This is a genomic window from Streptomyces sp. NPDC104313 (genome assembly GCF_055583985.1).
Map to the genome: position 1 here is coordinate 233,768 of NZ_JBVJMW010000004.1, position 25,835 is coordinate 259,602.

Annotated in this window: 13 protein-coding genes and 1 pseudogene; 7 read left to right on the plus strand and 7 right to left on the minus strand. The window is 71.4% G+C overall.

The features are described from left to right. The first annotated feature begins 35 nt into the window (after positions 1 to 35). From ACZ60Q_RS11240 to ACZ60Q_RS11260, 5 genes are read left to right on the plus strand one after another with little or no spacing between them, the layout of a single operon-like run. The gene (locus ACZ60Q_RS11240; protein ID WP_469631681.1) at positions 36 to 9,488 is read left to right on the plus strand and encodes a non-ribosomal peptide synthetase/type I polyketide synthase; all 9,453 of its coding nucleotides are present in this window, start codon (positions 36 to 38) and stop codon (positions 9,486 to 9,488) included. Then, on the plus strand, positions 9,478 to 11,160 hold the full coding sequence (locus ACZ60Q_RS11245; protein WP_469631683.1) for a phytoene desaturase family protein: 1,683 nt from the start codon (positions 9,478 to 9,480) through the stop codon (positions 11,158 to 11,160). The genes ACZ60Q_RS11240 and ACZ60Q_RS11245 overlap by 11 nt, the downstream gene beginning before the upstream one ends. Further along, positions 11,157 to 12,881, plus strand: coding sequence for a phytoene desaturase family protein (locus ACZ60Q_RS11250; protein WP_469631685.1), 1,725 nt, complete (start codon positions 11,157 to 11,159; stop codon positions 12,879 to 12,881). The genes ACZ60Q_RS11245 and ACZ60Q_RS11250 overlap by 4 nt, the downstream gene beginning before the upstream one ends. Continuing rightward, positions 12,878 to 13,933: an MDR family NADP-dependent oxidoreductase gene (locus ACZ60Q_RS11255; RefSeq protein ID WP_469631688.1), complete on the plus strand. Its 1,056-nt coding sequence runs from the start codon at positions 12,878 to 12,880 to the stop codon at positions 13,931 to 13,933. The genes ACZ60Q_RS11250 and ACZ60Q_RS11255 overlap by 4 nt, the downstream gene beginning before the upstream one ends. Before the next feature lie 46 nt (positions 13,934 to 13,979). Further along, positions 13,980 to 15,173 (plus strand): cytochrome P450, encoded by a 1,194-nt coding sequence (locus ACZ60Q_RS11260; protein ID WP_469631690.1) that lies wholly within the window; start codon positions 13,980 to 13,982, stop codon positions 15,171 to 15,173. On the opposite strand, the gene ACZ60Q_RS11265 is transcribed toward ACZ60Q_RS11260, so the two are convergent. Beyond that, positions 15,163 to 16,125 (minus strand): alpha/beta hydrolase, encoded by a 963-nt coding sequence (locus ACZ60Q_RS11265; protein ID WP_469631692.1) that lies wholly within the window; start codon positions 16,123 to 16,125, stop codon positions 15,163 to 15,165. The genes ACZ60Q_RS11260 and ACZ60Q_RS11265 overlap by 11 nt on opposite strands. A 466-nt stretch (positions 16,126 to 16,591) precedes the next feature. Here ACZ60Q_RS11265 and ACZ60Q_RS11270 point away from each other — a divergent pair, with 466 nt between their 5' ends. Continuing rightward, positions 16,592 to 17,869, plus strand: coding sequence for a pyroglutamyl-peptidase I (locus ACZ60Q_RS11270; RefSeq protein ID WP_469631695.1), 1,278 nt, complete (start codon positions 16,592 to 16,594; stop codon positions 17,867 to 17,869). A 646-nt stretch (positions 17,870 to 18,515) separates the two neighbouring features. Continuing rightward, positions 18,516 to 18,863: pseudogene (locus tag ACZ60Q_RS11275) on the plus strand (transposase family protein); the annotation flags it as partial. A 173-nt stretch (positions 18,864 to 19,036) separates the two neighbouring features. Here ACZ60Q_RS11275 and ACZ60Q_RS11280 read toward each other — a convergent pair. The 6 genes from ACZ60Q_RS11280 to ACZ60Q_RS11305 form a co-directional block, all read right to left on the minus strand. Further along, the gene (locus ACZ60Q_RS11280) at positions 19,037 to 19,387 is read right to left on the minus strand and encodes a MerR family transcriptional regulator (RefSeq protein WP_469631697.1); all 351 of its coding nucleotides are present in this window, start codon (positions 19,385 to 19,387) and stop codon (positions 19,037 to 19,039) included. Between the two features lie 22 nt (positions 19,388 to 19,409). Continuing rightward, positions 19,410 to 20,363 carry an aldo/keto reductase gene (locus ACZ60Q_RS11285; RefSeq protein WP_469631700.1) on the minus strand — a complete coding sequence of 318 codons (954 nt, stop codon included), beginning with the start codon at positions 20,361 to 20,363 and terminating at the stop codon, positions 19,410 to 19,412. A gap of 415 nt (positions 20,364 to 20,778) precedes the next feature. Then, on the minus strand, positions 20,779 to 21,333 hold the full coding sequence (locus tag ACZ60Q_RS11290; RefSeq protein ID WP_469631701.1) for a 2OG-Fe(II) oxygenase family protein: 555 nt from the start codon (positions 21,331 to 21,333) through the stop codon (positions 20,779 to 20,781). Between the two features lie 111 nt (positions 21,334 to 21,444). After that, entirely contained in the window at positions 21,445 to 22,512 is a 1,068-nt protein-coding gene (locus ACZ60Q_RS11295; RefSeq protein WP_469631704.1) for an ABC transporter ATP-binding protein, read from the minus strand. Continuing rightward, complete coding sequence (locus ACZ60Q_RS11300; RefSeq protein WP_469631707.1) at positions 22,509 to 24,074, minus strand: ABC transporter permease; 1,566 nt, start codon at positions 24,072 to 24,074, stop codon at positions 22,509 to 22,511. Before ACZ60Q_RS11300 ends, ACZ60Q_RS11295 begins: the two co-directional genes overlap by 4 nt. A 20-nt stretch (positions 24,075 to 24,094) precedes the next feature. After that, positions 24,095 to 25,153, minus strand: coding sequence for an iron ABC transporter substrate-binding protein (locus ACZ60Q_RS11305; protein ID WP_469631710.1), 1,059 nt, complete (start codon positions 25,151 to 25,153; stop codon positions 24,095 to 24,097). Positions 25,154 to 25,835: the final 682 nt, after the last annotated feature.

A 25,835-nucleotide genomic window follows, 5' to 3' on the forward strand; every position in this document is an offset into this window, starting at 1 on the left:
CCCCTGACGCTCCACCACGACTTGAGGAGTTCGACATGGCCGACGCGAACAACCGGGCGTTACGGAACAAGGTGGCGATCATCGGGATGGGCTGCCGCCTGCCCGGCGGCGCCTCGGACCACCGCACGTACTGGCGCAACCTGGTGGAGGGCAAGGACTGCATCACACCCACACCGCCCGACCGGTACGACGTCAGAACGCTCGGCAGCCGGTTCCGGGACAAGCCAGGGCGCCTCGTCGGCGGCCGCGGTGGATATATCGACGGCTTCGACGAGTTCGACCCCGCGTTCTTCGGCATCAGCCCCCGCGAGGCCGATCACATGGATCCGCAGCAGCGCAAACTGCTCGAAGTGGCCTGGGAGGCCCTGGAGGACGGCGGCCAGCGGCCCGCCGACCTCGCCGGAGGCAACGTCGCCGTCTACGTCGGCGCGTTCACCCTGGACTACAAGATCCTGCAGTTCGCCGACCTGGGCTTCACCTCGCTGGCCGCCCACACCGCGACCGGGACCATGATGACGATGGTGTCGAACCGCATCTCGTACTGCTTCGACTTCCGTGGCCCCAGCCTGTCCATCGACACCGCGTGCAGTTCCTCCCTGGTCGCCGTCCACCTGGCGTGCCAGGCGCTGAACAACGGCGAGAGCGACCTCGCGCTGGCCGGCGGCACCCTGCTCCACATGGCCCCGCAGTACACCATCGCGGAGACGAAGGGCGGGTTCCTGTCGCCCGAGGGCCGCTCCCGTACGTTCGACGCCGCCGCCGACGGCTACGTACGGGCCGAAGGCGTCGGGCTGGTCGCGCTGAAGCGGCTGGACGACGCCGTACGGGACGGGGACCGGATCCACGCCGTGATCCTCGGCAGTGGCGTCAACCAGGACGGCCACACCAACGGCATCACCGTGCCCAACCCCGACGCCCAGGTCGACCTCATCCGCCGGGTCTGCGCCGAGGCCGGTATCACCCCCGGGGCGCTCCAGTACATGGAGGCGCACGGCACCTCGACCCCGGTCGGCGACCCGATCGAGGCGAGCGCCCTGGCTCGCGCGCTGGCCATCGGGCGGGCCCCGGGCGCCCCCGCCTACGTCGGCTCGGTCAAGACGAACATCGGCCACACCGAATCCGCCGCCGGGATCGCCGGGCTGATCAAGACCGTCCTGAGCATCAAACACCGCACGATCCCGCCCCACATCAACCTGGAGAACCTCAACCCCGCCATCGACCCGGCTACCCTGCCCTACGAGATCCCCACCCGGCCCACGGCATGGCCCGAACACGAAGGGCCCGCCCGCGCCGGGGTCAACTCCTTCGGATTCGGCGGCACCAACGCCCATGTCGTCCTGGAGGAGGCCCCGAGGACCCTGCCGGACATCCGCCCCGCCCCGCCCGCCGGGCGACGCTGGAGCATCCTGCCCCTCAGCGCCCGCAACCCCGACGCCCTGACGGAGATGGCGGCCGGCATCCGCGGCGAACTGGCGGGCGACAACGGCCCGGTCGTGGACCTCGACGACCTCGGCCATACGCTGGCCCACCGCCGCCAGCACCTCCCCGAGCGGCTGTCCGTCGCCTACACCTCCCGCGAATCCCTCGACGAGGCCCTGGCCGCACATGCGCGCGGCGAGGCCCACCCCCGGGTCGTCCATGGCCGTGCCCGGGACGGCGCCGACCGGCGGCTGGTCCAGGTCTTCACCGGCATGGGCCCCCAGTGGTGGGGCATGGGACGCCAACTGCTGGAGGAGGAGCCGGTCTTCCGGGACGCCGTCGCCGCATGCGACCTGGCGCTGCGGGAGTTCGCCGACTGGTCCCTGATCGAGGAGATGACCGCCGACGAGTCCGTCTCCCGGATGGGGGAGACCTGGCTCGCGCAGCCCGCGAACTTCGCCGTGCAGGTCGGCCTCGCCGCCCTGTGGCGGTCCCACGGGGTGGTCCCCGACGCTGTGGTCGGCCACAGCACCGGAGAGATCGCCGCCTTCCACGCGGCGGGCGTCTACTCCCTGCGGGACGCGGCCAGGATCGTCGTGCACCGCAGCCGCCTCCAGCAGACCCTGGCCGGCACGGGCGCCATGCTCGCCGTCAGCCTCTCGGAGGACGAGGCGGAGCGCCGGGTGCGCCCCTACAGCGACCGGGTCTCCATCGCCGCCGTCAACAGCCCCACCGCGATCACCCTGGCCGGGGACGAGGCCGCGCTGACCCTGCTGGCCGAGGAGTTGCGGGCCGAGCAGCAGTTCGCGAAGTTCCTCACCGTCGAAGTGCCTTACCACAGCTTCGTGATGGAGCGGATCAAGGACGAACTGCTCGCCGAACTCGCACCGTTGGAGCCGCGCCCGGCCCAGCTGCCGCTGTATCTCACGGGCGTCGAGGGAACCGCCCGGGGCGAGGAACTGGACGCCGCGTACTGGTGGAAGAACGTCCGCGAGCGGGTGCGCTTCCGCGCCGCGGTCGACCGCATCGCCGACGACGGCCACCAGGTGTTCCTGGAGATCGGCCCACACCCGGTTCTCGGCCACGCGATCCGCGAATGCCTCGACGCGGGCGGTACGAGCGGACTCACCCTGCCCTCGATCCGCCGCCGGGAGAACGAGAGCGAGCGCTTCGCCGTCTCCCTCGGCTCGCTCCACAACCTGGGCGTCGCCATCGACTGGAGCGTCCTCCAACCGGCCGGCCGGCCGGTCACCCTGCCCCGCCACCCCTTCCGGCGCGACCGCCACTGGACCGAACCCCGGCCCGTCGCCCAGGTCCGGCTCGGCCACCGGGACCACCCCCTCCTGGGCCGCCGCACCGACCGTACCGAGCCCACCTGGCAGGCCCGCCTGGACACCGAGGACCTGCCGTACCTCGCCGACCACCGCATCCAGGACACCGTGGTCTTCCCCGCCGCCGGCTATCTGGAAATGGCAGCCCAGGCCGTCCTGCGGCTCACCGGCGGCACCACCGCCGTCCTGGCCGACATCGATCTGCGCAAGGCGCTCTTCCTGCCCGACGGCGAGGACCGGACCGTGGAGGTGTCGCTCTCCCTGGAGAACGCCGCCTTCACCATCGCCTCCCCGACCGGGGAGGACGGGGAGAGGGCCGTGCACGCCGGCGGGATCGTCCGCACCGGGCAACGCCGCCGCACCGCCCCGCCGCTCGACGCCCCCGCGATCCGCGCCAGGTCCCTCCGACGGCTCGAAGGCCCCGACTGCTACACCGCCCTGGCCGCCCTCGGCTACCACTACGGCCCCGCCTTCCAGGCCATCGAAGAGGTCTGGATCGGCGCCGGAGAGGTACTGGCCCGGATCCGCCCACCCCGGGCGATCGGCGACGACGCCGCCGGCCACCACCTCCACCCCGTCCTCCTCGACGCCTGCTTCCAGGCCCTGCTGACCCCGATGATCCTGGAAGGACCCGCACCGGACACCGGGATCAGGCTGCCGCTCTCGTTGGACGAGGTCGCCCTCGAACCCATCGGCGACCAGCCCTTCTGGGCCCACGCCACCCTGCTCCCCGGCGACGCCGACACCACCATCGGGAACATCGCCCTGTACGCCGACGACGGCGCACCGCTCGGCCGAGTCCTCGGCTTCCGAGCCGCCGACGTGGAGAAGGCGGCCACCGCCGTCGCCCGGACCACGATCGACTCCTGGCTCGCCGAACCCGTCTGGACCGACTGCCCCGCACTACCCGCCGAGGACGCCGAGGACCTGACGAGGGACGTCAACGACGATGACGTACGCGGCGAATGGGCGGAGAGCGCGACCGATCGCCGGCCGGTACCCGCCACAGCGGCACGGGACCACGACTGGCTGGTCCTCGCCGACACCGGGGGCGTCGCGGACGCCTTCGCCGCCCTGGCCGCCGCCCGGGGCGAACGCTGCCGCCTGGTGCGCCGGGGCGCGGCCTACACCGCGTCCGCCGACGGCGCCACGTTCACCGTCGACCCCGCGTCCGACGCCGATCTGCGCCGCCTCCTCGCCGACCTGGACCGCGACCGAGGCCCCTTCCGGGGTGCCGTCCTGCACCTGTGGAACCTCGACGCGCCCGCCCTCGCCGGGTGCGACCGGACCTCCCTCCACGACCACACCGGCGCGGGAGCGTACTCACTGATCGCCCTCGCCCGGCTCCTTCTCGCCCGGGACACCGGAGGCCGCCTGCACATCGTCACCCGCGGCGCCCAGCCCGCCCTGCCCGGCGAGGGTCCCGAACCCCTCGGGGCACCCGCCTGGGGCATCGGCCGTGTACTGCGGCACCAGGAACTGATCGAACACCCCGGCAAACTCATCGACCTCGACCCCCGGCGACAGCCGGGCCCCGACGGCGACCGGGCCGAGGCCCAAGCGCTCCTCGGCGAAGTGCTCAGCGACGACGAGGAGGAGATCGCCCTGCGCGACGGAGGTCGCCGCACCAGCCGCCTGCGCCCCGCCGAGAACCTGACCCGGCCCCTGCCGCTGCGTCTGCGGGCCGACGGAAGCTATCTGGTCACCGGCGCGTTCGGCGCGCTCGGCCGACTGCTGTGCCGCACCCTCGTACGCCGCGGGGCCCGTCGGATCGTCCTGGTCGGGCGCACCCCCGTCCCGGCCCGGGAGAAGTGGGCCGGGACCGACCCCGCCACCGCCGAGGGCCGGGCCGTGGCCCTCCTCCGTGAACTGGAGGCGCTCGGCGCACAGCCCGTCCTCGCCACCCTCGACATCACCGACGAGGACGCCCTGGCCGGCTGGCTCGACGCCCACCGGCGCAGCGGGGCGCCACCCGTACGCGGGGTGTTCCACCTCGCGGGACAGGTCCGCGACACGCTCGTCGCCGACCTGGACCGGGCCGCCTTCGACGCCGTGCACGACCCCAAGACCGTCGGCGCCCACCTCCTGCACCGGCACCTTCGGGACGAACCCCTCGAACACTTTGTGCTCTTCGCCTCGATCGCCTCGCTGCTGACCACGGCGGGTCAGACCAACTACGCGGCGGGCAACGCCTTCCTGGACGCGCTCGCCCATCACCGCCGCGCCCAGGGACTGCCCGCGCTCAGCCTGGACTGGGGCCCCTGGGCCACCGGAATGATCGAGGAACTCGGCCTGGTCGACCACTATCTGCACAGCCGCGGCATGAGCTCACTGTCCCCGGACGCCGGCATGGCCGTGCTCGAACGTGTCATCGGTCAGGACCACGCCCAACTGGTCGTCGCCACCGTCGTCGACTGGCCCGTCTTCCTCGCCTGGTACCCGTCCCCGCCGCCGCTGGTCGCCGACCTCGCGGCAGCCGCCGCCCCGTCGGCGGACGCCGCCTCGGGCAACGGATTCCTGGACACCTTCCGCGCCGCCGACGAGGAGGCCCGCCGCGCCCTGGTCGCCGAGCGGTTCGCGGCGCTCTCCGCCACCGTGCTGCGCACCGGCACGGACCGTATCGACCCCGCCACCGGACTCGGCGAACTCGGGCTCGACTCGCTCCTCGCCATGGAGCTACGGGCCCGGATCCACGCCGAACTCGGCGTCGCCCTCCCCGTGGTCGCCCTGCTCAGCGGCACCTCGGCCGGGGAGCTCGCCGCCCAGCTCCACGACGGCCTCACCGCCCTGGCCTCGGCCGACGCCCCCGACGGGGCCCCAGGAGCGGTCGAACTCCACAGCGACGAGCGGCAGTACCCGCTGACGCAGAACCAGAAAGCGCTCTGGTTCCTCAAACACCTCAACCCGGACGGCTACGCGTACAACATCGGCGGGGCCGTCGAGGTGAACGTCACGCTCGAACCGGACCTGATGTTCGAGGCCGTCCGGCGGCTCATCGCCCGGCACCCCGCGCTGCGCACCAACTTCCTCCTGGTGGACGGGCAGGCCGTGCAGCGGGTCTCCGAGGGCGCCGCGACGGACCTCGCCCTCTTCGACGTCCAGGGCGAGGACTGGGAGTCCATCCACGCGACGATCATCCAGGAGTACCGCAAGCCCTACGACCTCGCCCACGACCCACTGGTCCGCTTCCGGCTCTTCAAGCGGGGCCCGGACCGCTGGATCATCATGAAGGCCGTCCACCACATCGTCTCCGACGCCATCTCCACCTTCACCTTCATCGAGGAACTCCTCGCGGTCTACGAGGCGTTGCGCCGCAACCAGGAACCCCATCTCCCACCGATCGAGGCCCGCTACCTCGACTTCCTCAACCAGCAGAACGCCTTCCTGGCCGGCCCCGGGGCGGCCGGCATGCTCGACTACTGGCGCGCCCACCTGCCGGCCGAGGTCCCGCTCCTGGACCTGCCCGTCGACAAGCCGCGTCCGGCGGTCCAGACCCACAACGGGGCCTCCGAGTTCTTCGTCCTGGACGACGCCCTCAGCGCCCGCGTCCACGCCCTGGCCCGCGCCCACGGCGTCACGCCGTTCATGGTGCTGCTGAGCGCGTACTACCTCCTGCTGCACCGCTACTCCGGGCAGGACCACATCGTCGTCGGCAGCCCGGTGACCGGCCGCACCCGGCAGGACTTCGCCGCCGTCTACGGCTACTTCGTCAACCCGCTGCCCCTGCACGCCGACCTGTCCGAGGACCCGACCGTCGCCGAACTGCTGCAACAGGTCCGCCGGACCGTGCTCGGCGGCCTGGACAACCAGGAGTACCCCTTCGTCCTCCTCGTCGAGGAGCTGGGCCTCCAGCACGACCCCAGCCGCTCCGCCGTCTTCCAGGCGATGTTCATCCTCCTCACCCACAAGGTGGCCACCGAGCAGTACGGCTACCGCCTGGAGTACATCGAACTACCGGAGGAGGAAGGGCAGTTCGACATAACGCTGTCCGCCTACGAGGACGAGGCCGAGGGCCGTTTCCACTGCGTGTTCAAGTACAACACCGACCTCTTCCTCCCCGAGACCATGCGTCGTATGGCCGCCCACTACACCCGGCTCCTCGACCGGATGACCCGGGTACCGGGCGAGCAGCCCGCCTCCCGGCTGCGGATGCTCGGCGACCGGGAGCGGGAACGGCTCGTCGGGGAGTGGAGCCGCCCCGCCCCACTGCCCGCCGGACCCGGCGAGGAGCCGTACATCCCGGTCCAGGCGCTGATCCGCCGCATCGCCGCCGAACACCCCGCGGCCGTCGCCGTCACCATGCCCACCGCGCACGGCGGGGCGCACCGGCTGACCTACGCGGAGCTGGACCGTCGGGCGGCCGACACCGCCGCCCGGCTGCGGGCGCTCGGCCTCGGCGAGGGCTCGGTGGTCGTGCTGTGCCTGGACAAGTCTCCCGAGCTGATCGTCGCCCTGCTCGGTGTGCTCAAGGCCGGCGCCGCCTACCTCCCGCTCCGGCCCGACCAGCCCGCCGACCGGCTCGCCCGCCTCGTGACGAGCACCGGCGCGGGACTCGTCCTCGTCGCGGACGACGCCGCTCCGGAGCAGACCGGGGCCCTGACCGTCCCGACACTGACCCTCGCCGCCCTCGCGCACACCGAACCGCACCCGGACGGACCGCCACCCGGGACCGACCCGGACGCACCCGCCTACATCATCACCACCTCCGGATCCACCGGCCGCCCCAAGGCAGTACGCGTCAGCCACCGCAACCTCGCCTCCGCCCAGGCCGCGTGGCGCGCGGAGTACCGGCTGGATACGGACGTCCGCGTGCACCTCCAGATGGCCGAACCGTCCTTCGACGTGTTCACCGGCGACCTGGTGCGCGCCCTGTGCTCGGGCGGCACCCTCGTCCTGGCCGACCGCGACCTCCTCTTCGACACCACCCGGCTCTACCGCACGATGCGACAGGAACGCGTCGACTGCGCGGAGTTCGTGCCCGCCGTCGTCCGCGGACTGATGGACCACTGCGACCGGGACGGGCTGCGGCTGGACTTCCTGCGGCTGCTGGTGGTCGGCTCGGACGTCTGGAGCGTGGGGGAGTACCGCCGGCTCGCCGAGCTCTGCGGACCCGGCACCCGCCTCGTCAACTCCTACGGCCTCACCGAGGCCACCATCGACAGCGCGTTCTTCGAGGGGCCCGTCGACGACCTGGAGCCCGGGGCGATGGTCCCGATCGGCCGGCCCCTGCCGGGCAGCACCCTCCACGTCCTCGACATCCACGGCGAACCCGTCCCGCCCGGCGTGCCCGGCGAACTCTGGATCGGTGGCGACGGTGTCGCCCTCGGCTACGCCGGGGACCCCGAGCAGACCGAGGAGCGCTTCGTCACCCGGACGCTCGGCCGGGCCGCCGACGCCCGGCCCGAACGGCTCTACCGAACCGGCGACATCGCCCGCTGGGACGCGCACGGCCGGGTCCATCTGCTCGGCCGCACCGACGGCCAGGTCAAACTGCGCGGTCACCGTATCGAGATCGGCGAGATCGAGGCGCAGCTCGCCCAGTGGCCCCCGCTCGCCCGTGCCGTCGTCACCGTACGCACCGACACCGGGGGAGACGCGGCGCTCTGCGCCTACTGCGTACCGGCGCCCGGCGCCGCCCTGGACGTCCGGGCCCTGCGCCGCCACCTGGCGCGCTCGCTGCCCTCGTACATGATCCCGTCCCACTTCACCGAGGTGCCCGCCCTGCCGCTGACGGCCAACGGCAAGGTCGACACGGCCGCCCTGCCCGCCCCCCGCGCCGAGGCGGGGAACCGGCCGCACGAGGAACCCGTGACGCTGTACGAGGTCAGCGTCGCCCGCCACTGGAAGACCCTGCTCGGACGCGAACAGGTCGGCCTGGAGGACGACTTCTTCGAACTCGGCGGCAGCTCGATCAAGCTCATCGAACTCCTCCACCACCTGCGCACCGAGTTCGGCGTCGGCGTCCCCGTCAGCAGGCTCTACCAGGTCACCACCCTGCACGGCATGGCCGCGACCGTGGAGGACGTCCTGCTCGGTACGACCGCCGACGAACTCCCGAGCCTCACCTTCAACGCCGGACAGGCCCCCGCTCTCTTCTGCTTCCCGCCCGCCGGCGGCCACGGGCTCGTCTACCGGGGGCTGGCCGCACAGCTCCCCGACTACTCCGTCACCGGCTTCAACTACCTCCCCGGCGACGACAAGGTCACCCGGTACGCCGACCTGATCGAGGCAGACCGGCCCGACGGCCCCTACCTGCTTCTGGGTTACTCCCTCGGCGGCAACCTCGCCTTCGAGACGGCCAAGGAGCTGGAGCGGCGCGGCCGCCACGTCGCCCACGTCGTCATCCTCGACTCCCGCCGCATCCTCACCGCCTACGAACCGGACGCCTCGGGCATCGCGGCCTTCGAGACCGAACTCGCCGAGCACGTCCGCAAACACACCGGATCCGAGGCCGTCGCCCGCGAGACCCTCGCCCACGCCGCCGAGTACCTCGCCTTCAGCGGTCGCACCCCCAACACCGGCACGGTCGCCGCGACGGTCAGCGTGATCACCGACGAGGAGAAGGCCGCCCTCTACGCCGCCGGCGAGCACGGCACCTGGCACGGCAGCTCCACCGACGCCACCGCCGTACTGCGCGGCTCCGGCATCCACGCCGACATGCTCGACGCCAAACACCTGCCCCGCAACGCCGAGCTGGTGCGCTCCGTCCTGAGGGGAGACGCGGCCCATGGCGGATGACGACTCCACCGACTGGACCAGCAGGGAACGCGCCCCGGGCACCCCGCCCCGCGTCATCGTCATCGGCGCGGGCGTGGCCGGCCTCTCCACCGGCGTCTACGCCCAGATGAGCGGAGCCAGGACCCGCATCTTCGAGAAGCACGTGCTGCCCGGCGGCTGCTGCACCGCCTGGTCCCGCGACGGGTATCTCTTCGACTACTGCATCGAGTGGCTCATCGGCACCGCCCCGGGCAACGACGCCCACCGGGTGTGGAGCGAACTCGGCGCGCTCGACGGCAAGACGGTCACCAACTTCGAGCTGTTCAACAAGGTCGAGGACGCGTCGGGCCGGTCGGTGACGTTCTACAACGACCCCGACCGCCTGGAGGCCCACCTGCTGGAGGTCTCACCCGCCGACGCCCCGCTCATCCGGGCCTTCGTCCGGGACCTGCGGCGCTTCATCGACATCGAGCTGTACCCGTTCCTGACCGCGCCCGCGCTGCGGACCGTACGGGAACGGGCCCAGACCCTGCGCACGGTGCTCCCCGCGTTCCGGCTGTTCTGGCGGACCGCGGCCACCCCGATGCACGTGTTCGCCGACCGGTTCCAGGACCCGCTGCTGCGCAAGGCGTTCCGCAACATCTTCTTCCAGGACCCCGAGGGCTTCCCGATGTTGCCGTACCTCTTCAACATGGCGGCCGCCCATCACGGCAACGCGGGCTTCCCGCAGGGTGGTTCGCTCGGCCTCGCCCGCTCCGTCGAGGAGCGCTACCGGAGCCTGGGCGGAACGATCACCTACCGGGCCCGCACCGAACGGATCCTGGTCGAGAACGACCGGGCGATCGGCATCGAACTCCGCGGCGGAAGGAAGTACTTCGCCGAGCACGTGGTCTCCGCCTGCGACGGCCACACCACCGTCTACGGACTCCTGGGCGGCCGGTACACCGGCCCCCGGATCGACAAGCTCTACACCGACCTCCTCCACCGCCCGGGCACCCTCTTCCCCGCCGTCGTCTCCGCCTTCGTCGGCCTGCGCGGCGAACTGGACCCTGCCGAGGCGCACAGCACCACGCACCTCCTCGGCCCGGACGACGCGGCCCACCTCCCCGGAGCCCTCCAGGACAGCCTCGTCGTGCAGGCACGCTCCCGCTACTCCGGCGGCTTCGCGCCGCCGGGCCACTCCGTCCTGCACTGCACCTACTTCAGTGACTACGCCCACTGGAAGAACCTGCGCACCAGAGACCGCAAGGAGTACCGCCGGCGCAAGCGCGAAGTCGCCCACTTCGTGCGCGACTTCCTGGAACGCCGAACCCCCGGCATCGCGGAGCGCATCGACATCGTCGAGGTCGCCACGCCCGCCACGACCCACCGCTACACCGGCAACCTCAACGGCTCCATCCTCGCCTGGAAGGCGTTCTCCGACGCCGACGACGTCGCGGCACGCCTCGTCGGCAAGGACCGGATGCGGCTGCCGGGACTGAGCGGCTTCTCCATGGCCGGACAGTGGGTCGGCATGGGCGGCCTGATCCGCGCCGCCTCCACCGGCCGCTTCGCCGTCCAGTACCTCTGCCGTGAACTGGGCCTGGAGTTCCGGGCCTGGGAGAGCAAGGGCGCCGAACCCTGGCATCCCGGGATGCTGGGGCACCTGCCCCAGCTCGACCGGTGGTCCGCACGGGAGAGCGAGGGCTCATGAGCGGCGGGACGAACGGGCCCCGGCCCGGCGGCACCCGCCGGCCCCGGGAGACGATGATCATCATCGGGGCCGGTCTCGGCGGGCTCTCCACCGGCTGCTACGCCCAGATGAACGGCTACCGCACCCGCGTCCTGGAGATGCACGAGATGCCCGGTGGCTGCTGCACCGCCTGGGATCGCGGCGGCTTCACCCTGGACGCCTGCGTCAGCTGGCTCCTCGGCAGCGGCCCCGGCAACGAGATGCACCAGATCTGGCTGGAGCTCGGCGCCCTCCAGGGCAAGGAGATCCGCCACTTCGACGTCTTCAACATCGTGCGCGGTACGGACGGCCGGGCCGTCCACTTCTACTCCGACCCCGACCGGCTCGAAGCCCACCTCATCGACATCTCGCCCGTGGACGCCCGGCTGGTGCGGAAGTTCTGCGCGCAACTGCGCAGCTTCCGCAAGGCGCTTGCGGTCTACCCCTTCCTCAAGCCCGTCGGACTGATGGGACGCCGGGAGCGCTGGCGGATGCTTGCCTCGTTCCTGCCGTACTTCAACTCCGTACGCACCACGATCACCGTCCTGATGAGCGACTTCTCCGCGAAGTTCAAGGACCCCCTCCTGCGACAGGCCTTCAACTTCATCCTCTACGAGAAGCACCCGGCCTTCCCCGTCCTCCCCTTCCACTTCCAGCTCGCCTCGCACGCCAACCTCTCCGCCGGAGTCCCCGAAGGAGGCTCCCTCGGTCTCGCCGAGTCGATCGAGGCGCGTTACCGCCGGCTCGGCGGCGAGGTGTCCTACAACACGAAGGTCGAGACGGTGATCGTCGAGGACGACCGGGCGGTGGGCGTCCGGCTCAGCGACGGCCGGGAACTGCGCGCCGACATCATCGTGTCGGCCTGCGACGGCTACACCACGACCATGAAGTTCCTTCAGGGCAAGTACCTGGGCGAGGACTACCGCAAGCTCTACACCGAGACCATCCACGAACCCGGCATGGTCTTCCCCGGCTACTTCACCCTCTTCCTCGGCCTCTCCCGCCCCTTCCCCGACGGAGACCCCTGCACGACGTACCTCCTCGACGAGGCCACGGCCGCCGAGCTGACCGGCATCCGCCACGCCAGCATCAACGTCCAGTTCCGCAGCCGCCACTACCCCGAACTGTCCCCGGACGGCACCACCGTCGTCTACGCCACCTACTTCTGCGACATCGCCCCCTGGCGTGCCCTGGACGAGGGCCCCGAACAGATCACCCGCACCCGCGGCGGACAGGAGCTGCACACCCTGCCCGTACGGCACGGGCGCGGCTACTACGCGGCGAAACGGCGGGCCCGCGAAACCCTCGTCGGCTTCCTGGAACAGCGCTACCCCGGCCTGCGGGACGCGATCGTCGTCCGTGACGTCTCCAGCCCCCTGACCCAGGTCCGCTACACCGGCAACTACGACGGGACCGTGCTGGGCTGGCAGCCCTTCGTCGAGAGCGGCGAGACCCTCGAAGAGCTGGTCAAGAAGCACGGCCCCGGCCTCCCCGGCCTCCGTGACTTCTACCAGTCCGGCGTCTGGGCCACCACCGGCGGGCTCATCCGGGCCGCCGCCGCCGGACGCCACGTCATGCAGTTCGTCTGCCGCGACGACGACAGGCCCTTCACCGCGTCGCTCGACCTCACCGCACCACCACCGACCCACCGGGTCATCCCCGTACCCGCCCGCCCCGCCGCACCGACGCAGAGGAAACCATGAAGATCGCGAAATGGGTGGTCCGCGAACACGTCGAAGGAGTCCCCGACGTGGACCGCGTCTACGAGAAGGTCGTCGAGAACATCGACGTCACCCTCGCCCCCGACGAGATGCTCCTGCGCACCCTGTACGTCTCCGTCGACCCCTACCTCCAGGGCATCGCCCTCGACACCCCGATCGGCCGGCACATGGGCGCCGACTCGATCATGGAGGTGGTGGAGGCGGGCCCCCGTGCCGCCCACCGCGTCGGCGACCTCGTCCAGGGCTTCGGCGGCTGGCGCACCCATCTGATCTCCACCGGCGTGCCCGAACTCTGGCAGACCGGAACCTTCCCCATGGTCTTCCCCGCCTACCGCAGGCTCGACCCCCGGTGGTACGACGACGCCCTGCCGCTGCCGACCGCCCTCTCCGTGATGGGCGGCCCCGGCATGACCGCCTGGGGGACCCTGACCAAGTACATGACGATCAACCCCGGCGAGACCCTCGTCATCAGCGGGGCCTCCGGCTCGGTGGGCGCCCTCGTCGGCCAGCTCGCCGCGCTCGCCGGCGCCCGGGTGATCGGCACCACCTCGTCCCCGGAGAAGGCGGACTACCTCACCGGGCTCGGGTTCGACACCGTGATCGTCTACCGCCACGGGGACGGCGCGGACACCGTCCGCGCGGCACTCGCCCGGGCCGCCCCCGACGGCGTCGACCGGTACTTCGACAACCTCGGCGGCGCGGTCACCGACGCGGTGTTCTCCATGCTCAACATCGGCAGCCAGGTCGCGGTGTGCTGGCAGTGGGCGACCCAGGTCGGCAAGGAGAGCACCGGGCCGAGGCTCCTGCCCTATCTGATGTTCCCGCGCGCCACCGTCCGCGGCATCTTCTCCCTGGAGTGGTTCACCGAACAGAACTGGCAGGACCTGCACACGGAGCTGGGCGGGCACGTGCGGCGCGGCGAGGTCGCGTGCGACCACACCCTGCACCACGGCTTCGACAGTATCCCCGCCGCCTACGGCAGCCTCTACGGCGACCGGGCGGCCAACCGCGGAAAGGTCCTCGTCGAACTCTGAGCGAGGCCAGCTACCCGGCCCCATCCAACGCCCCTGCCCAGGAGGCATGTTGACCATCAGCGATCCCAAGCGACCGGCCCCGGAGCCGATGCACCGCCTGTTCTTCGAGGAGCCCGGCCCGCCCCGCCCCGCCGAACTGCCGGACGGCGGCCCGGCCTGGCTGGTCAGCCGGTACGACGATGTCCGCCAGGTGCTCTCCGACCCGCGGTTCGGCCGGGCCCAGCTGTACGCCACCGACGCGCCCGCCCTCTCCGGCGTACCCGACCTCGTGAACGACCCCGACCTGATGTTCAACCAGGACGGCCCCGACCATCTGCGGCTGCGCCGCACCCTGCGGCGCGCGTTCACCCCGAGGGCCGTCGCCCGCTGGCGACCGTGGATCGCCACGATCGTGGAGGAGCTCCTCGACCGGCTGGAGACGCGGCAGCAGCCAGCCGACGTGGTCGCGGAGTTCACCCTCCCGCTACCGGCGGCGGTGATCAGCCGCCTCATGGGGCTCGACGAGTCCACGTGGGACCGGATGAGGCACTGGAGCGAACACGCCTTCTCCGACGGCACCCACGAGGGCGAACAGGTGGCATCGGTACTCAAGGATTTCAGCGCGTTCGGCGCGGACCTCCTCACGGAGCGGCGCCGGACCCCGGGCGAGGACCTGATCAGCAGTCTGGTCGCGGCGGCCGACGAGGAAGGGGGCGTCCCCGAGGCCCAGTTGGTCAGCCTGGTGTGCGGCCTGGTCGTCGGCGGACACGACAGCACGATGACCATGCTGGGCAACGCGCTGTTCTACCTCCTGGGTGAACGCCGTGAGACCTGGCCCCGCCTCGGCACCGACGAGGAGGCCGCCGGGCGCCTTGTGGACCGCCTCGTCCACCTCGTCCCGCTGGGCGACGACCGGGGCAGCACCCGCCACGCCGCCGAGGACGTCGAGGTCGGCGGGGTGATGATCCCGGCGGGCGCGATCGTGCTCGCCGACTGCGGCATGGCCAACCGCGACCCGGAGGTCTTCCCGCCCGCCACCCTCTACGACCTGTACGCCCCGCTGGAGTCCCCCACCCTCTCCTTCGGTGCCGGCCCCCACTACTGCCTCGGCGTCTGGCTGGCCCGCACGGAGCTCCAGCTCGCCCTGCACCACCTGGCCGCCCGCTTCCCGGACCTGCGTCTGGCCGACCCCATGGACACGGTCGCGTGGCGGACCGGGACGACCTTCCGCAGCCCGCAGCGGCTCGGCGTCAGATGGTAGGGCCGCCGAGGGCCCGCCGCAGCACCGCTATCTGCTCGGCGGCGGCCCTGCGCGGGAGGGAGAGGTGGGGGAGCGTCCCGTCGAACCCGTGGAACGCCCCCGGCCACAGATGGAATTCGGTGGACACCCCGGCGGCGACCAGCCGGAGCGCGTACCGCGCGCACTCGTCACGGAACACCTCCAGCTCCCCGACGTCGACATACGCGGGAGGGAGCCCCGACAGATCGGTGGCGCGGGCCGGGGCCGCGTACGGGGGAACCTCGTCGCCGCCCGAGAGCGGGCCGAGCAAAGCAGCCCAGCCGTAGAGGTTGTTGGCGCGCGGCCAGCTGACGGCCTCCGTGAACTCCCGGCTGGACTCCGTGGTGTTGCGGTCGTCCAGCATCGGGCAGAGCAGGAACTGCAGGACGAGGGGCGGCCCGCCGCGGTCCCGGGCGATCAGGGCCGTGGCGGCCGCGAGGCCGCCGCCCGCGCTGATCCCGCCGACCGCGAGCCGCTCCGGGTCGACGCCGAGCGCCTCCGCCTGCTCCGCCGTCCACCGCAGGGCGCGGTAGCAGTCCTCGACGGGCGTGGGATAGGGGTGCTCGGGCGCGAGCCGGTAGTCCACGGACGCCACGGCGCACCCGGCTTCCTCGACGTAGGCCGAGACCCGGGCGTCGTTCATCTCGGGCGTGCCGAGCACCATGCCGCCGCCGTGGATCCACACCAGGCAGGGCAGCGGCCGGGACGGGGCCTCGCGCGGGCGGTAGAAGCGGACCCGGACGGGGTCGGGGCCCGGCAGCAGGTGATCGGTCACCCGGACGCCCTCGGCGGGCGGCGGGAAGGCACTGTCGGCATGGGCGGCGCGCAGGGCGGCCAGCTCCTCGCGGTCCAGATGGTGCAGGACGGTGGGCGGCAGCGGCTCGGCGGCGAGTGCCGCGGCCATCTCCGGGTCCAGACGAGGGTCTTCGGGCATGGGGGGAACGTTCCTCGGGGTGGACTGCGGCAAACAGAGAAACGGTGACAAGGAGAGGGACAGCCGGGGTGCACCGGCTTCGTCCGGCGCCCCCGGCCGCCGTCAACCGCGTACGAGGGCGGGCGACATGGTCGGTGAGGTGGCTGACGTCGTCCGGCTCCCGCCCGTTCACGGTGGCGTGGCCCAGGCCGGTGAGCCCTTCGTCGGTCGCCGGCTTCAGGGTGACGACGTTACGGCCGCGTCGGTCGCGGCCCGGCGGGCATCTCCGGTACCGCCCGGGCGCGAGGAGGCGGCGTGTGCGGCGGAGGCCGAAACGGGCCCCGCGCCGCCGGGACCCCGCCGAGGCGTCGGGTGCGTTCTGCGTGCTCCGTCCCCTTCTCCCCGTGCTTGGACAGTTCCTGCCCTATGGCTTCGCCCCCGGCGGTGCCGCGATACTGCGACGAGCCGTTGACCCGAAAGGACCCACGTGACGCACCAACTCTCCGTGACCACCAGGCTCGGCCTCGGTGGCGTGGCGCTCCTGCTCGTCCTCGCGGGCCCCGCCCTGCCCGCCGCCGCGTCCCCGGCGGACACCGCTCGCACCCCCACGGAGAGGTCCGTCGAAGAACAGCGCCTCGATCGGGCGGCCCCGCAGGAGATCCTGCGGAGCAGCGGATTCGACTCCTTCGCCCCACGCTTCGAGCGTGCCCTGCGGAGCTCCCGCGGTTACGCGCAGGCCGAGCGGACCGTGACCCGCCACGCCTCGGAGCTGTGGCGGCGGGCCGTGGACCGCGCCCAGGGCCGAGGGCCCGCCACGGGCGATCCGAGCCGGGGCGATGACCGCCCGTTGTACTGGGCCCGACTCGCTCTCAGCCGCGAACTACACGCGTGGCAGCCCCGGTTCGGGCTGACCGGTGAGCAGCGCAGGACGTTGCGCACTGCCCTGGAAACCTCCTCGCGCGGCCAGGACGACCTTCGCTTTCCGGGCCACCGGGTGAAGCGCGTCCTCGTCACCGGCTTCGACCCGTTCACGCTGGACAGGGACGTCCGGATCGGTAACCCCTCGGGCGCGAGCGCGCTCGCGCTGGACGGCACCCTGGTGCGGACCGCCGACGGGCCGGCCCGGATCGAGACCGTTGTCTTCCCGGTGCGCTGGACGGACTTCGCGGAGGGAACCGTCGAGCGGGTCCTCGCCCGGCACCTGCCCCACCTGGACCTGTTCACCACCGTCAGCCAGGGCCGCCAGGGCCGCTTCGACGTGGAGCGCACCAACGGCGCCTGGCGCGGCGGCTTCCCCGACAACGAGAACGCGTCGAGCACCGGGACCGTCCCCGTCGACGACCCCGGCTCGCAGCCGCAGTGGACGACCACCACACTCCCGTACCGACAGCTCACCGCAGCGGAAACGGGCCGCTTCCCGGTGTATGACAACACCGAGGTCACCGAGATCCCGGCGGGCGGCACCCAACCGGTGGCCAGGCCGGACGGACCCACGCCCGGCTCGTCCTCGCGGGCCGGAGGCGGCGGTGACTACCTCTCCAACGAGATCGCCTACCGGGCCACCCTGCTGCGCGACCGGCTGGGGCTTTCGAAGCTGCCGGGCGGTCATCTCCACACCCCGGTACTCCAGTTCGGCGCGGAGAACACGAACCCGCGGACGGGCACGGTCACCGACCCGGACTTCGAGCGCAACCGGGCGGACATCGTGCGCCAGGTTAGGGAGCTGGTGAGGACGGCGGTGGGGAGCACGGCTCCACGCCCGTAGCCCTCGTCACGCGCGGCCGGCCGGACGCATCAGCGACTGCGGCGGTTCGATCAACGTAAGGAACACCACCAGGACGGAAGCACAGGAACAACAGCCCCTCCCTCGAGTCGTGTCGCCGCAGGAGTGGCTCGCCGCGCGCCGTGAGTTCCACGTCGAGGAGAAGGTGTCAGCCGTTCCCGGGACGCCCTCAACGCCCAGCGCCGCGAGCTCCGCATGATGGCTGTCGGTTCTTGCCGGAGATGCGGTGGCCCCGGTTCTTGTGGCCGACGGTCGGGCGGCGGAGACGGATCTCGGTACTGCCGACGACGCCGGTACTCCCGGTCGCGCCGAGATGGTCGACGACCTCGGCCAGGGTCCGCGGCCGGTGGTCCGAATGCGTGGATGGCCCACAGGGAGTGACACCGGAATGTGACGCCCTGAGCCTTTTCCAACCAGGTCGCGGCAGTCACGAGTGGGACGCTCCTGCGCAACGACGAAACTCCTGGTAGACGGTGTCACGACCAAGATTCACCGTGCTGCCAGGAGCCTCGCGTGCTTGTCCACCGGTCGTCGATCGACCTGTCCAGTCGCATCCTGCGGTATCCGGACGGACAACTCACCTCCCGGCGGCAGGAGACCGGTACGCGGTGGCGACGACTGACACCCGTTCGGACGGCTGCTCCGGGCCTCGCCGGCTCTGCCCGGATCGACTCACGACCTGGCCTCCGCACGCCACCACGGGATCATCGAAGCCCTCGCCGACGCGGACCTCAAATGCTGGGCGGACAAGGCGTACCAAGGAGCCGGCGGACCTGTCCGGGTGCCCTTTCGCGGCCGTCGCCTCAAGCGATGAAAGCGTCATCACGTCAGTACCCACGCCAAGATCCACTGCCTCGGTGAAAGCGCCATGGCCACCCTCAAGGGCTGGCGCCTCCTGCGAAAGCTCCGCCGCAGCACAAACCGGATCACGGATGTGGTGAAGGCCGTCGCCATCCTTCACCACGTCTCCACGTGAGGTTGGAAAAGGCTCCCTACGCTTTCCCGCGGGATGTGGTGAGCCCTTCGTATGGTTGACCGAGTCAGGGCCCGGGCGGTGTGTCACTGCCGCGACTTCGGACGGCGAGGGGGTTCGGGATGGTGGGCGGTGGGCGGTGGGATGGGCGTGAGCTGAGTGCGGGCCCTCTGTGCTCAGTTGTAGTAGGCGATCTTGTCGTCGAGGACTTCCATGGCCCGGGACAGCGCCGCGACGCGCTGCTCCAGGGCGGCACGGCGCTCGCGGAGGAAGGCGACCCGGTCCTGCGCAGAATGTTCGGCGCGCAGGATGGCGACGAACCCCCGCAGGTCCGCAATGCCGAGGCCGGCCTCCCGAAAGCACGTGACCAGACCGATCCAGAAGACGTCGTCCTCGGTGTACTCCCTGCGTCCACCGGGGGAGCGCCGAATCGGGCCGATCAGCCCTTCGCGCTCGTAGTAGCGCAGCGTGTCGAGGGAGACGCCGGTGCGGTCGGCAGCTGCTGCCGGAGTGAGGAGGGTGGTCACGGGGTTCCTTTTCTGACCGCTGCTACCGCGCTTCGGCGAAGCGCGTCAGGTGCTCGTCGCCGAGCCGCACACGGCGTGCGGCGAGTGCCTCCTCGATCTGCTCCACCCGGCTCGCGCCGACGATAGGGTCGATCCCCTGCCGCATCAGCCATGCGAGGACGACCTGGTTCCTCGTGGCCGACAGTTCGCCGGCCACGTTGTCCAGGACCGAGAGCACCCGGGTGGTACCGGGGTGATCATAAGTCTGCGGAAGCGGTTTGTCCGCGCGCACGTAGGAACCCCACATCAGCGAGCTGTACGACCACATGGTGAGCCCCTCCGACTGCGCGAGGTCCAGGTCCTCGTCGGCGAGCAGGCGATGGCCGGCTTCCGCGAGGGAGGTGAGCGGGCGCGGCTGGACGAGTGAGTGGCGCAGTTGCAGGGCCGTCCACGGTTCTACGCCCTGCTCCCGCGCGAGCGACCGGGCGCGCTCGACGCGCCAGGCAGCGTGGTTCGCCGCCCCGACCCGCAGAGCCGCTCCCTTAGTGACCAGCTCGCCGAAGGCACCGACGGTCTCCTCCAGCGGCACGGTGCGGTCCTCGGCGTGGGCCCAGAGGAGATCGACGTGATCGACTCCGAGACGCGTCAGGCTCTCCTCGATGCCGGTTCGTACGGCGTGGGCGGATAGTCCTTCGGCGCTCTGTGGCCAGGAGTGCGGGACGAGCGGATTCTGTCGGACCTTCGTCGCGATCCGCACCGCGTCGCGCGCGCCGGGGCGGGCGCGGAGCCATGCGCCGATGACGCGCTCGCTGGCGCCGCCGACGCCGCTCGAATCGCTCCAGAAGGAGTAGCAGTTCGCGGTGTCGAGCCAGACACCCCCTCCGGCGACGAAGGAATCGAGGATCGCGAAAGCGTCGTCCGGGCCGACGCGGGTGCCGAAGTCCATCGTGCCGAGGATGAGCTGGGGGTCGGTGGTGTTGATGTCCATGCCCCTCATCCTCGGATCTGGAGCGCGCTCCAGGTCAAGTGTTGTGGAAACACATCGGGACCTGGCCTCCGGTAGTCGCCGCGTGTGACGACCGCCCCACGGACGGCAATCCTGGGCGCCCGGCCCACCACACAGGTCAACACTGAGGCGCGCCGCGGCTGCCGTGCAGCTCAGCTGGCCGATGGTGACAACAGCAGTGCCTTCGTGCTGCTGGTGACAAGTACCACGCCGACCAGGTGACAACTGCCGTGCCTCGCCGCGCCGAAACCGCATATCGGCAGCGGCCGTTGGTGATGCCTATCGTGCCTCGGCGCATTACTTTGGCGGGCCGAGTATTCGTTGCCTGATGCGGCGGCCCTCGTCGGTTTCTGGCCTGCCGTACGGCAGGCCAGGACGGCGGGATCCGTTGACCTTGCCGGGGTGGTCAGCTGCCGAGAATCGACCTCAGCACGGCTATGTAGTCGGGGCCGGTGTTCAGCGGTGCGTACGCGGGCGGGTCCGCCGGACCGGTCAAGGCGTCCAGGGGCCTGACGACGACACCGTAGTCGGGCCGGTGCTTGTACCGGATCGACATCCGGTCACGGTGCACCGTCCTGACCCGGTGCGGGGCCGCCCGGTGCAGCCCGTTCGACCACCGCTGCACATAGTCGCCGAGGAAGAGGAACAGCGCGCCGGGAACGATGGGGACCTCCAGCCACTCACCGTCGCGGTCACGGACCTCAAGTCCCGGTTCGTCCTGGTCAAGGATCGTCAGCAAGGACAGGTCGATGTGCGGCGACATCGCGTATCCGGCACCGGAGCCGATATCGGAGGGGTGACTCGCCCCGTAAGTGATGGTGCGGGTGTCGTCGCAGGTGGCGGTCGGCAGGGTCGCCTGGGCGGTGACGGCGGCGGTCCACCGTTCGTCGGCGGTTGCGTCCGGTGCCCGCTCGGCGCCCGGTGGGTCAGCGGCGGGGTCCGCTGTCCGACCCGGCGTCACCTCACGTCGCTGATAGCGATCTTCTCCCGCCCGCCTGCCGCGCTCGGGTTCCGCACCGCGTCCACCTCGTCGGCGCCCTCTACGAGAACCTCGACCATCTCGGTGCTGTCCTCAAACGCCGTGCGTGCTGACCTTCACGGCAGGGTGGAAGCGGGTTGTGCCGGTGATATGGATGCCGGATTCGTCGCCGGGGCGGACCGTAAGGAGGGCGGAGGTGCGGACGGTGACAGGGATGTCCACGGCCGGGACGTCGAGCAGTATCAGGGCGTCGTGGCCGTGGTAGCGGATCTCGCTCACACGGCCCCGGGCCGTGGACCCCTCCGGGGAGGTGAGGCGGAGCTGTTCGGGGCGCAGGGCCACCGTGCCCCGGGCGGTGCCGGTGACCGGGGGCCCGGACAGGGGGACCCGGCCGAGTGCGGTCACCGCGTGGCCGGACTCGGCGGTGGCCGGCAGGACAACCGCGTCGCCGACGAAGGCGGCCACCCACTGGTCGGCCGGGTGGGCGTACAACTCCTGCGGGGTGCCGGACTGGACGACTCTGCCGTCGCGGATGACGGCGACCCGGTCCGCCGTCGACAGCGCCTCCTCCTGGTCGTGGGTGACGAGCAGGGCCGTCGCCCCGGCGGCCCGCAGTGCGCCGCGGACATCGGAGCGCAGGCCCGCGCGCAGGCCGCTGTCAAGAGCGCTGAACGGCTCGTCCAGCAGCACCAGCGCGGGGCGCGGCGCCAGCGCGCGGGCCAGGGCGACCCGCTGTTGCTGACCGCCGGACAGCTCGTGCGGCATCCGCTCGCCGTACTCCCCGAGGCCCACCAGCTCCAGTAGTTCGGCGGTGCGGGCCCGGCGCTCGGCCCGGCCCGCAGAGCTGAGGCCGAAGGCCACATTGCGGGCGACACTCAGATGCGGGAAGAGCGCGCCCTCCTGGGCGACGATCCCCACGCCGCGTCGCTCCGGCGGGACCTGGACACCCGGTCCGCTGACCGTGCGCCCGCCGACCGCGACCTCCCCCGCGTCGGGGGCGAGGAACCCGGCGACCACCCGCAGCAGGGTGGTCTTCCCGCAGCCGGACGGGCCGAGCACAGCGGCCAGCTCACCCTCCGGAACCGTGAGGTCCAGCCCGTCGAGCACCCGGACGCCGCGCCTGTACGAAGTCGTCACCGAGGTCACGCGCAGTCCGGTCATGAGCGCCTTCCGAGGAGATAGGAGGGGATCGCGGCGAGCAGCACGATGGCCGCCGCATAGGGGGCGGCCCCGGCGAACGCGCCCGCCCCGGTCTCGGTCCACAGCCGGGTGGCCAGGGTGTCGGTACCGGTCGGGCGGAGCAGCAGGGTCGCCGGCAGCTCCTTCATGATCACGACGAAGGTGAGGGCGGCCCCGGCCCCGATCCCGGGAGCCGCGAGCGGCACGGTGATCTCCCGCAGCACCCGCAGCGGGGAGCGGCCCAGAGAGCGGGCCACCTCCTCCAGGACGGGCGGCGACTGGAGAACGGCCGCGCGCGCGGAGGCGACGGCCACGGGGAGGAACAGCACCACGTACGCGGCGATCAGGAGCGGCATCTCCTGGTAGAGCGGATAGGCGTACCGGACCGAGAAGAACACCAGGGCGAGGCCCACGGTGATCCCGGGCACGGCATGGCCCGCGTACACGGACTGTTCGAGAAGTCGCGCCGCGCGTCCCCGGTGCCGGGCGGAGAGCACCCCGACCGGCAGGGCGAGCAGGGTGGTGACGGCGGCCGCCATGGCGGCGACGGTCACCGTGGCGACCGTCGCGGACCACAGCCGCTCGGAGTTCCAGTCGGCGGAGTTGCCGATGGTGAGCCAGTAGCCGAGGGTCGCCAGCGGGAACGCCACGGTCGCGGCGGCGACCGCGCCGGCCCAGGCCAGCGCGGGAACCGTCCACCGGCCGAGCCGGAGCCGGCCGGGCGGGCGCGCGCTGCCGCGGCCGGTGCGGGCATGGCCCGCCCGGCCCCGGGTGCGGTTCTCCGCCAGCACCAGCAGCACGGTCATGGCGACCAGGACACAGCCGAGAACGGCGGCTGGGGTCCGGTCGAAGCTCGCCTGGTACGAGGAGTGGATCGCCCGGGTGAAGGTGTCGTACCGGGTGATGGACACCGAGCCGAAGTCGGAGAGCGCATAGAGCGCGACGAGGATCGACCCGCCGGCCGCGGCGGGTCGCAGCTGGGGCAGGGTGACCCGCCAGAAGGTGCGCAGCGCACCGTTGCCGAGCGAACGCGCCGCCTCCTCCTGCGCGGGGTCGATGCCGCGCAGCGCGGCGGCCACCGGGAGAAAGACGTAGGGGAAGCAGGCGCAGGTCAGGGTGATCGCCGCGCCGGGCAGCCCGGCGAGCGAGGGCGCGGCGGAGATCCAGGTGAAGGCCGCCACATAACTGGGCACGGCCAGCGGCAGGGTGGCGAGAACGGCCCACGCCGAGCGTCCGGGAAGGCTGGTGCGGACGGTCAGCCAGGCCAGGGAGACCCCCAGCACCAGACAGCCGGTGACGACGATGGCGGTCAGCCCGAGGCTGCGGCCGAGGAGCTCCAGGGTCCGCGCTTCGGTGATCAGGTCCCAGGCGTACCCCCATCCGTGTTCCAGGGCGCGCACGCCGAGATACCCGAGCGGCAGCAGCGCGAGGAGCGCCGCCGCCGTGGCCGGGAGCAGCAGGACGAGGGGCGGACGCCGCCGTCCGGCCACCGCGAGGAACGCGGCGACAGGACGGCGGGCGGTCCGTGAACCATGAGTGCTCATACGAACGGAATGCGGAGGGGTCAGACCATTCCGGCTTCCTTGAGCATGGTGAGGGTCTCCTGGAGGGACTCCAGCTTGCCCAGGTCGATCTCCGGGGCGTCCAGCGAGTCGAGCGAGGGCAGGCCCTTCACCGTGCTGGTGACACCGGAGGCCAGCGGGTACTCGGAGGTCTCCTCGGCGAAGTACGTCTGCGCCTCGGCGGAGAGCAGGTAGTCGACGGCCTTCTCGGCCGCCGCGCTCTGCCCGCCGTTCTTGAGGACACCGACGCCGGCCGCGTTGATCAGCGCGCCCGGGTCGCCGCCCGGCAGGAAGTGGATCTTGGCGTTGACCTTGTCGGCGCCGACCTCGGCGACCTTCTCGTACCAGTAGTAGTGGTTGATCAGGCCGAGGGAGACCTCGCCCTTGTCCACCGCGTCCAGGACCACACCGTTCTTGGCGTATGCCTTGGCGTCGTTGGCCTTGAGGCCCTTGAGCCACTTGAGGGTGACGTCGTCGCCCTCAAGGACGCGCATACCGGTGACGAAGGCCTGGAAGGAGGCGTTGGTGGGCGCGTAGCCGACCTTGCCCTTCCACTCGGGCTTGGTCAGGTCGTGCACGCTGTCCGGGGCCTTCTCGGCCTTCTTGGGGTTGTACGCGATGACGCGCGAGCGTCCGGAGACGCCGACCCAGTCGTCCTCGCCGCCGCGGAAGGCCGCGTCCACCTTGTCCAGGGACTTCTGGGGGAGCTTCGCCAGCATCTTGGCCTGCGAGAGCGCGCCGAGGGCTCCGGCGTCCTGTGAGAAGAACAGCCCGGCCTTGGTGCGGTCGCCCTCCTCCAGGATCTGGGCGGCGAGCTCGGCGCTGTCGCCGTAGCGGACCTCGACCTTGGTGCCGGTGGCCTTCTCCAGCTTGTCCAGGATCGGGGAGATCAGCTCCTCGTTGCGGCCCGAGTAGACGACCAGCTCGTCGGAGCCTTCCTTCGCCTTGGTCGCACCCTTTTCGTCCTTCTTGTCGTCCGTGCTGCCGCAGGCGGCGAGGACGGGAAGGAGCAGCGCGGAGAGCGCGAGCGCGGTGCCGCGGCGGATGGACGGGCGTGACATGTGAAGCCTCCTGAACGGCCCGCGGGAGCGCCGGATTGCGAGAGCACGCCGACGACGACACGGGACTACTGCGGAACCCCATAGAAATATGGTGAGGCTTGCCTAAATGTCAATTCCGGCCACTGGCCCTTACTCGGGGGTGGTAGCGGTTTCGCGGACTTCGGTGATCAGAAGGGCAACTGGGCTCTGCGTGGAGATGATTGGGCCCTGAAGGGCAGTCGAAAAGGCTGCCCCGAGTCGGAAGTGTGGAGCATGGGAAAATATAGGAAAACGCCTTAAAGGGGCAAAGGTTCTGGTCCTCGGGACTGGCTCAGTTCATTCGCAGTGCCCGAAAGAAGTCCGGCTGTTCTCGAGTCGTGACCGGACATGGCGCGTCAGCCGCCGATCCGCTGTGCCGGTGCCGGCGCTGTGGGCGTAGTCCGCTCCAGGCTGAGAACCCGCCTTCACGATCGATCCCGTCGAGACGCTGAAGATTGCAGGGGAAGCGGCAAAGCGCTGGGTGGCGTCCTGACATTTTGGACGGTTCAACCGGTCCAGGCAGGGCCGGTGGGTGTTCGGGGACCGGGAGGGCCCCCCGTTCCGTGTTGCTCTGAACAGCCGTCGGACGGGCCGTGGTCATGGGCATGGGCATGGTCATGGTCATGGTCCCGAGAGTCGGTGGCTTCACTGAACCGTGATTCGT

Coding starts and splice junctions, on each gene's coding strand:
- ACZ60Q_RS11295 (WP_469631704.1), bottom strand. CDS start 22,512: ATGACCGGACTGCGCGTGACCTCGGTGACGACTTCGTACAGGCGCGGC.
- ACZ60Q_RS11265 (WP_469631692.1), bottom strand. CDS start 16,125: ATGCCCGAAGACCCTCGTCTGGACCCGGAGATGGCCGCGGCACTCGCC.
- ACZ60Q_RS11255 (WP_469631688.1), top strand. CDS start 12,878: ATGAAGATCGCGAAATGGGTGGTCCGCGAACACGTCGAAGGAGTCCCC.
- ACZ60Q_RS11240 (WP_469631681.1), top strand. CDS start 36: ATGGCCGACGCGAACAACCGGGCGTTACGGAACAAGGTGGCGATCATC.
- ACZ60Q_RS11245 (WP_469631683.1), top strand. CDS start 9,478: ATGGCGGATGACGACTCCACCGACTGGACCAGCAGGGAACGCGCCCCG.
- ACZ60Q_RS11250 (WP_469631685.1), top strand. CDS start 11,157: ATGAGCGGCGGGACGAACGGGCCCCGGCCCGGCGGCACCCGCCGGCCC.
- ACZ60Q_RS11260 (WP_469631690.1), top strand. CDS start 13,980: ATGTTGACCATCAGCGATCCCAAGCGACCGGCCCCGGAGCCGATGCAC.
- ACZ60Q_RS11285 (WP_469631700.1), bottom strand. CDS start 20,363: ATGAGGGGCATGGACATCAACACCACCGACCCCCAGCTCATCCTCGGC.
- ACZ60Q_RS11305 (WP_469631710.1), bottom strand. CDS start 25,153: ATGTCACGCCCGTCCATCCGCCGCGGCACCGCGCTCGCGCTCTCCGCG.
- ACZ60Q_RS11300 (WP_469631707.1), bottom strand. CDS start 24,074: ATGAGCACTCATGGTTCACGGACCGCCCGCCGTCCTGTCGCCGCGTTC.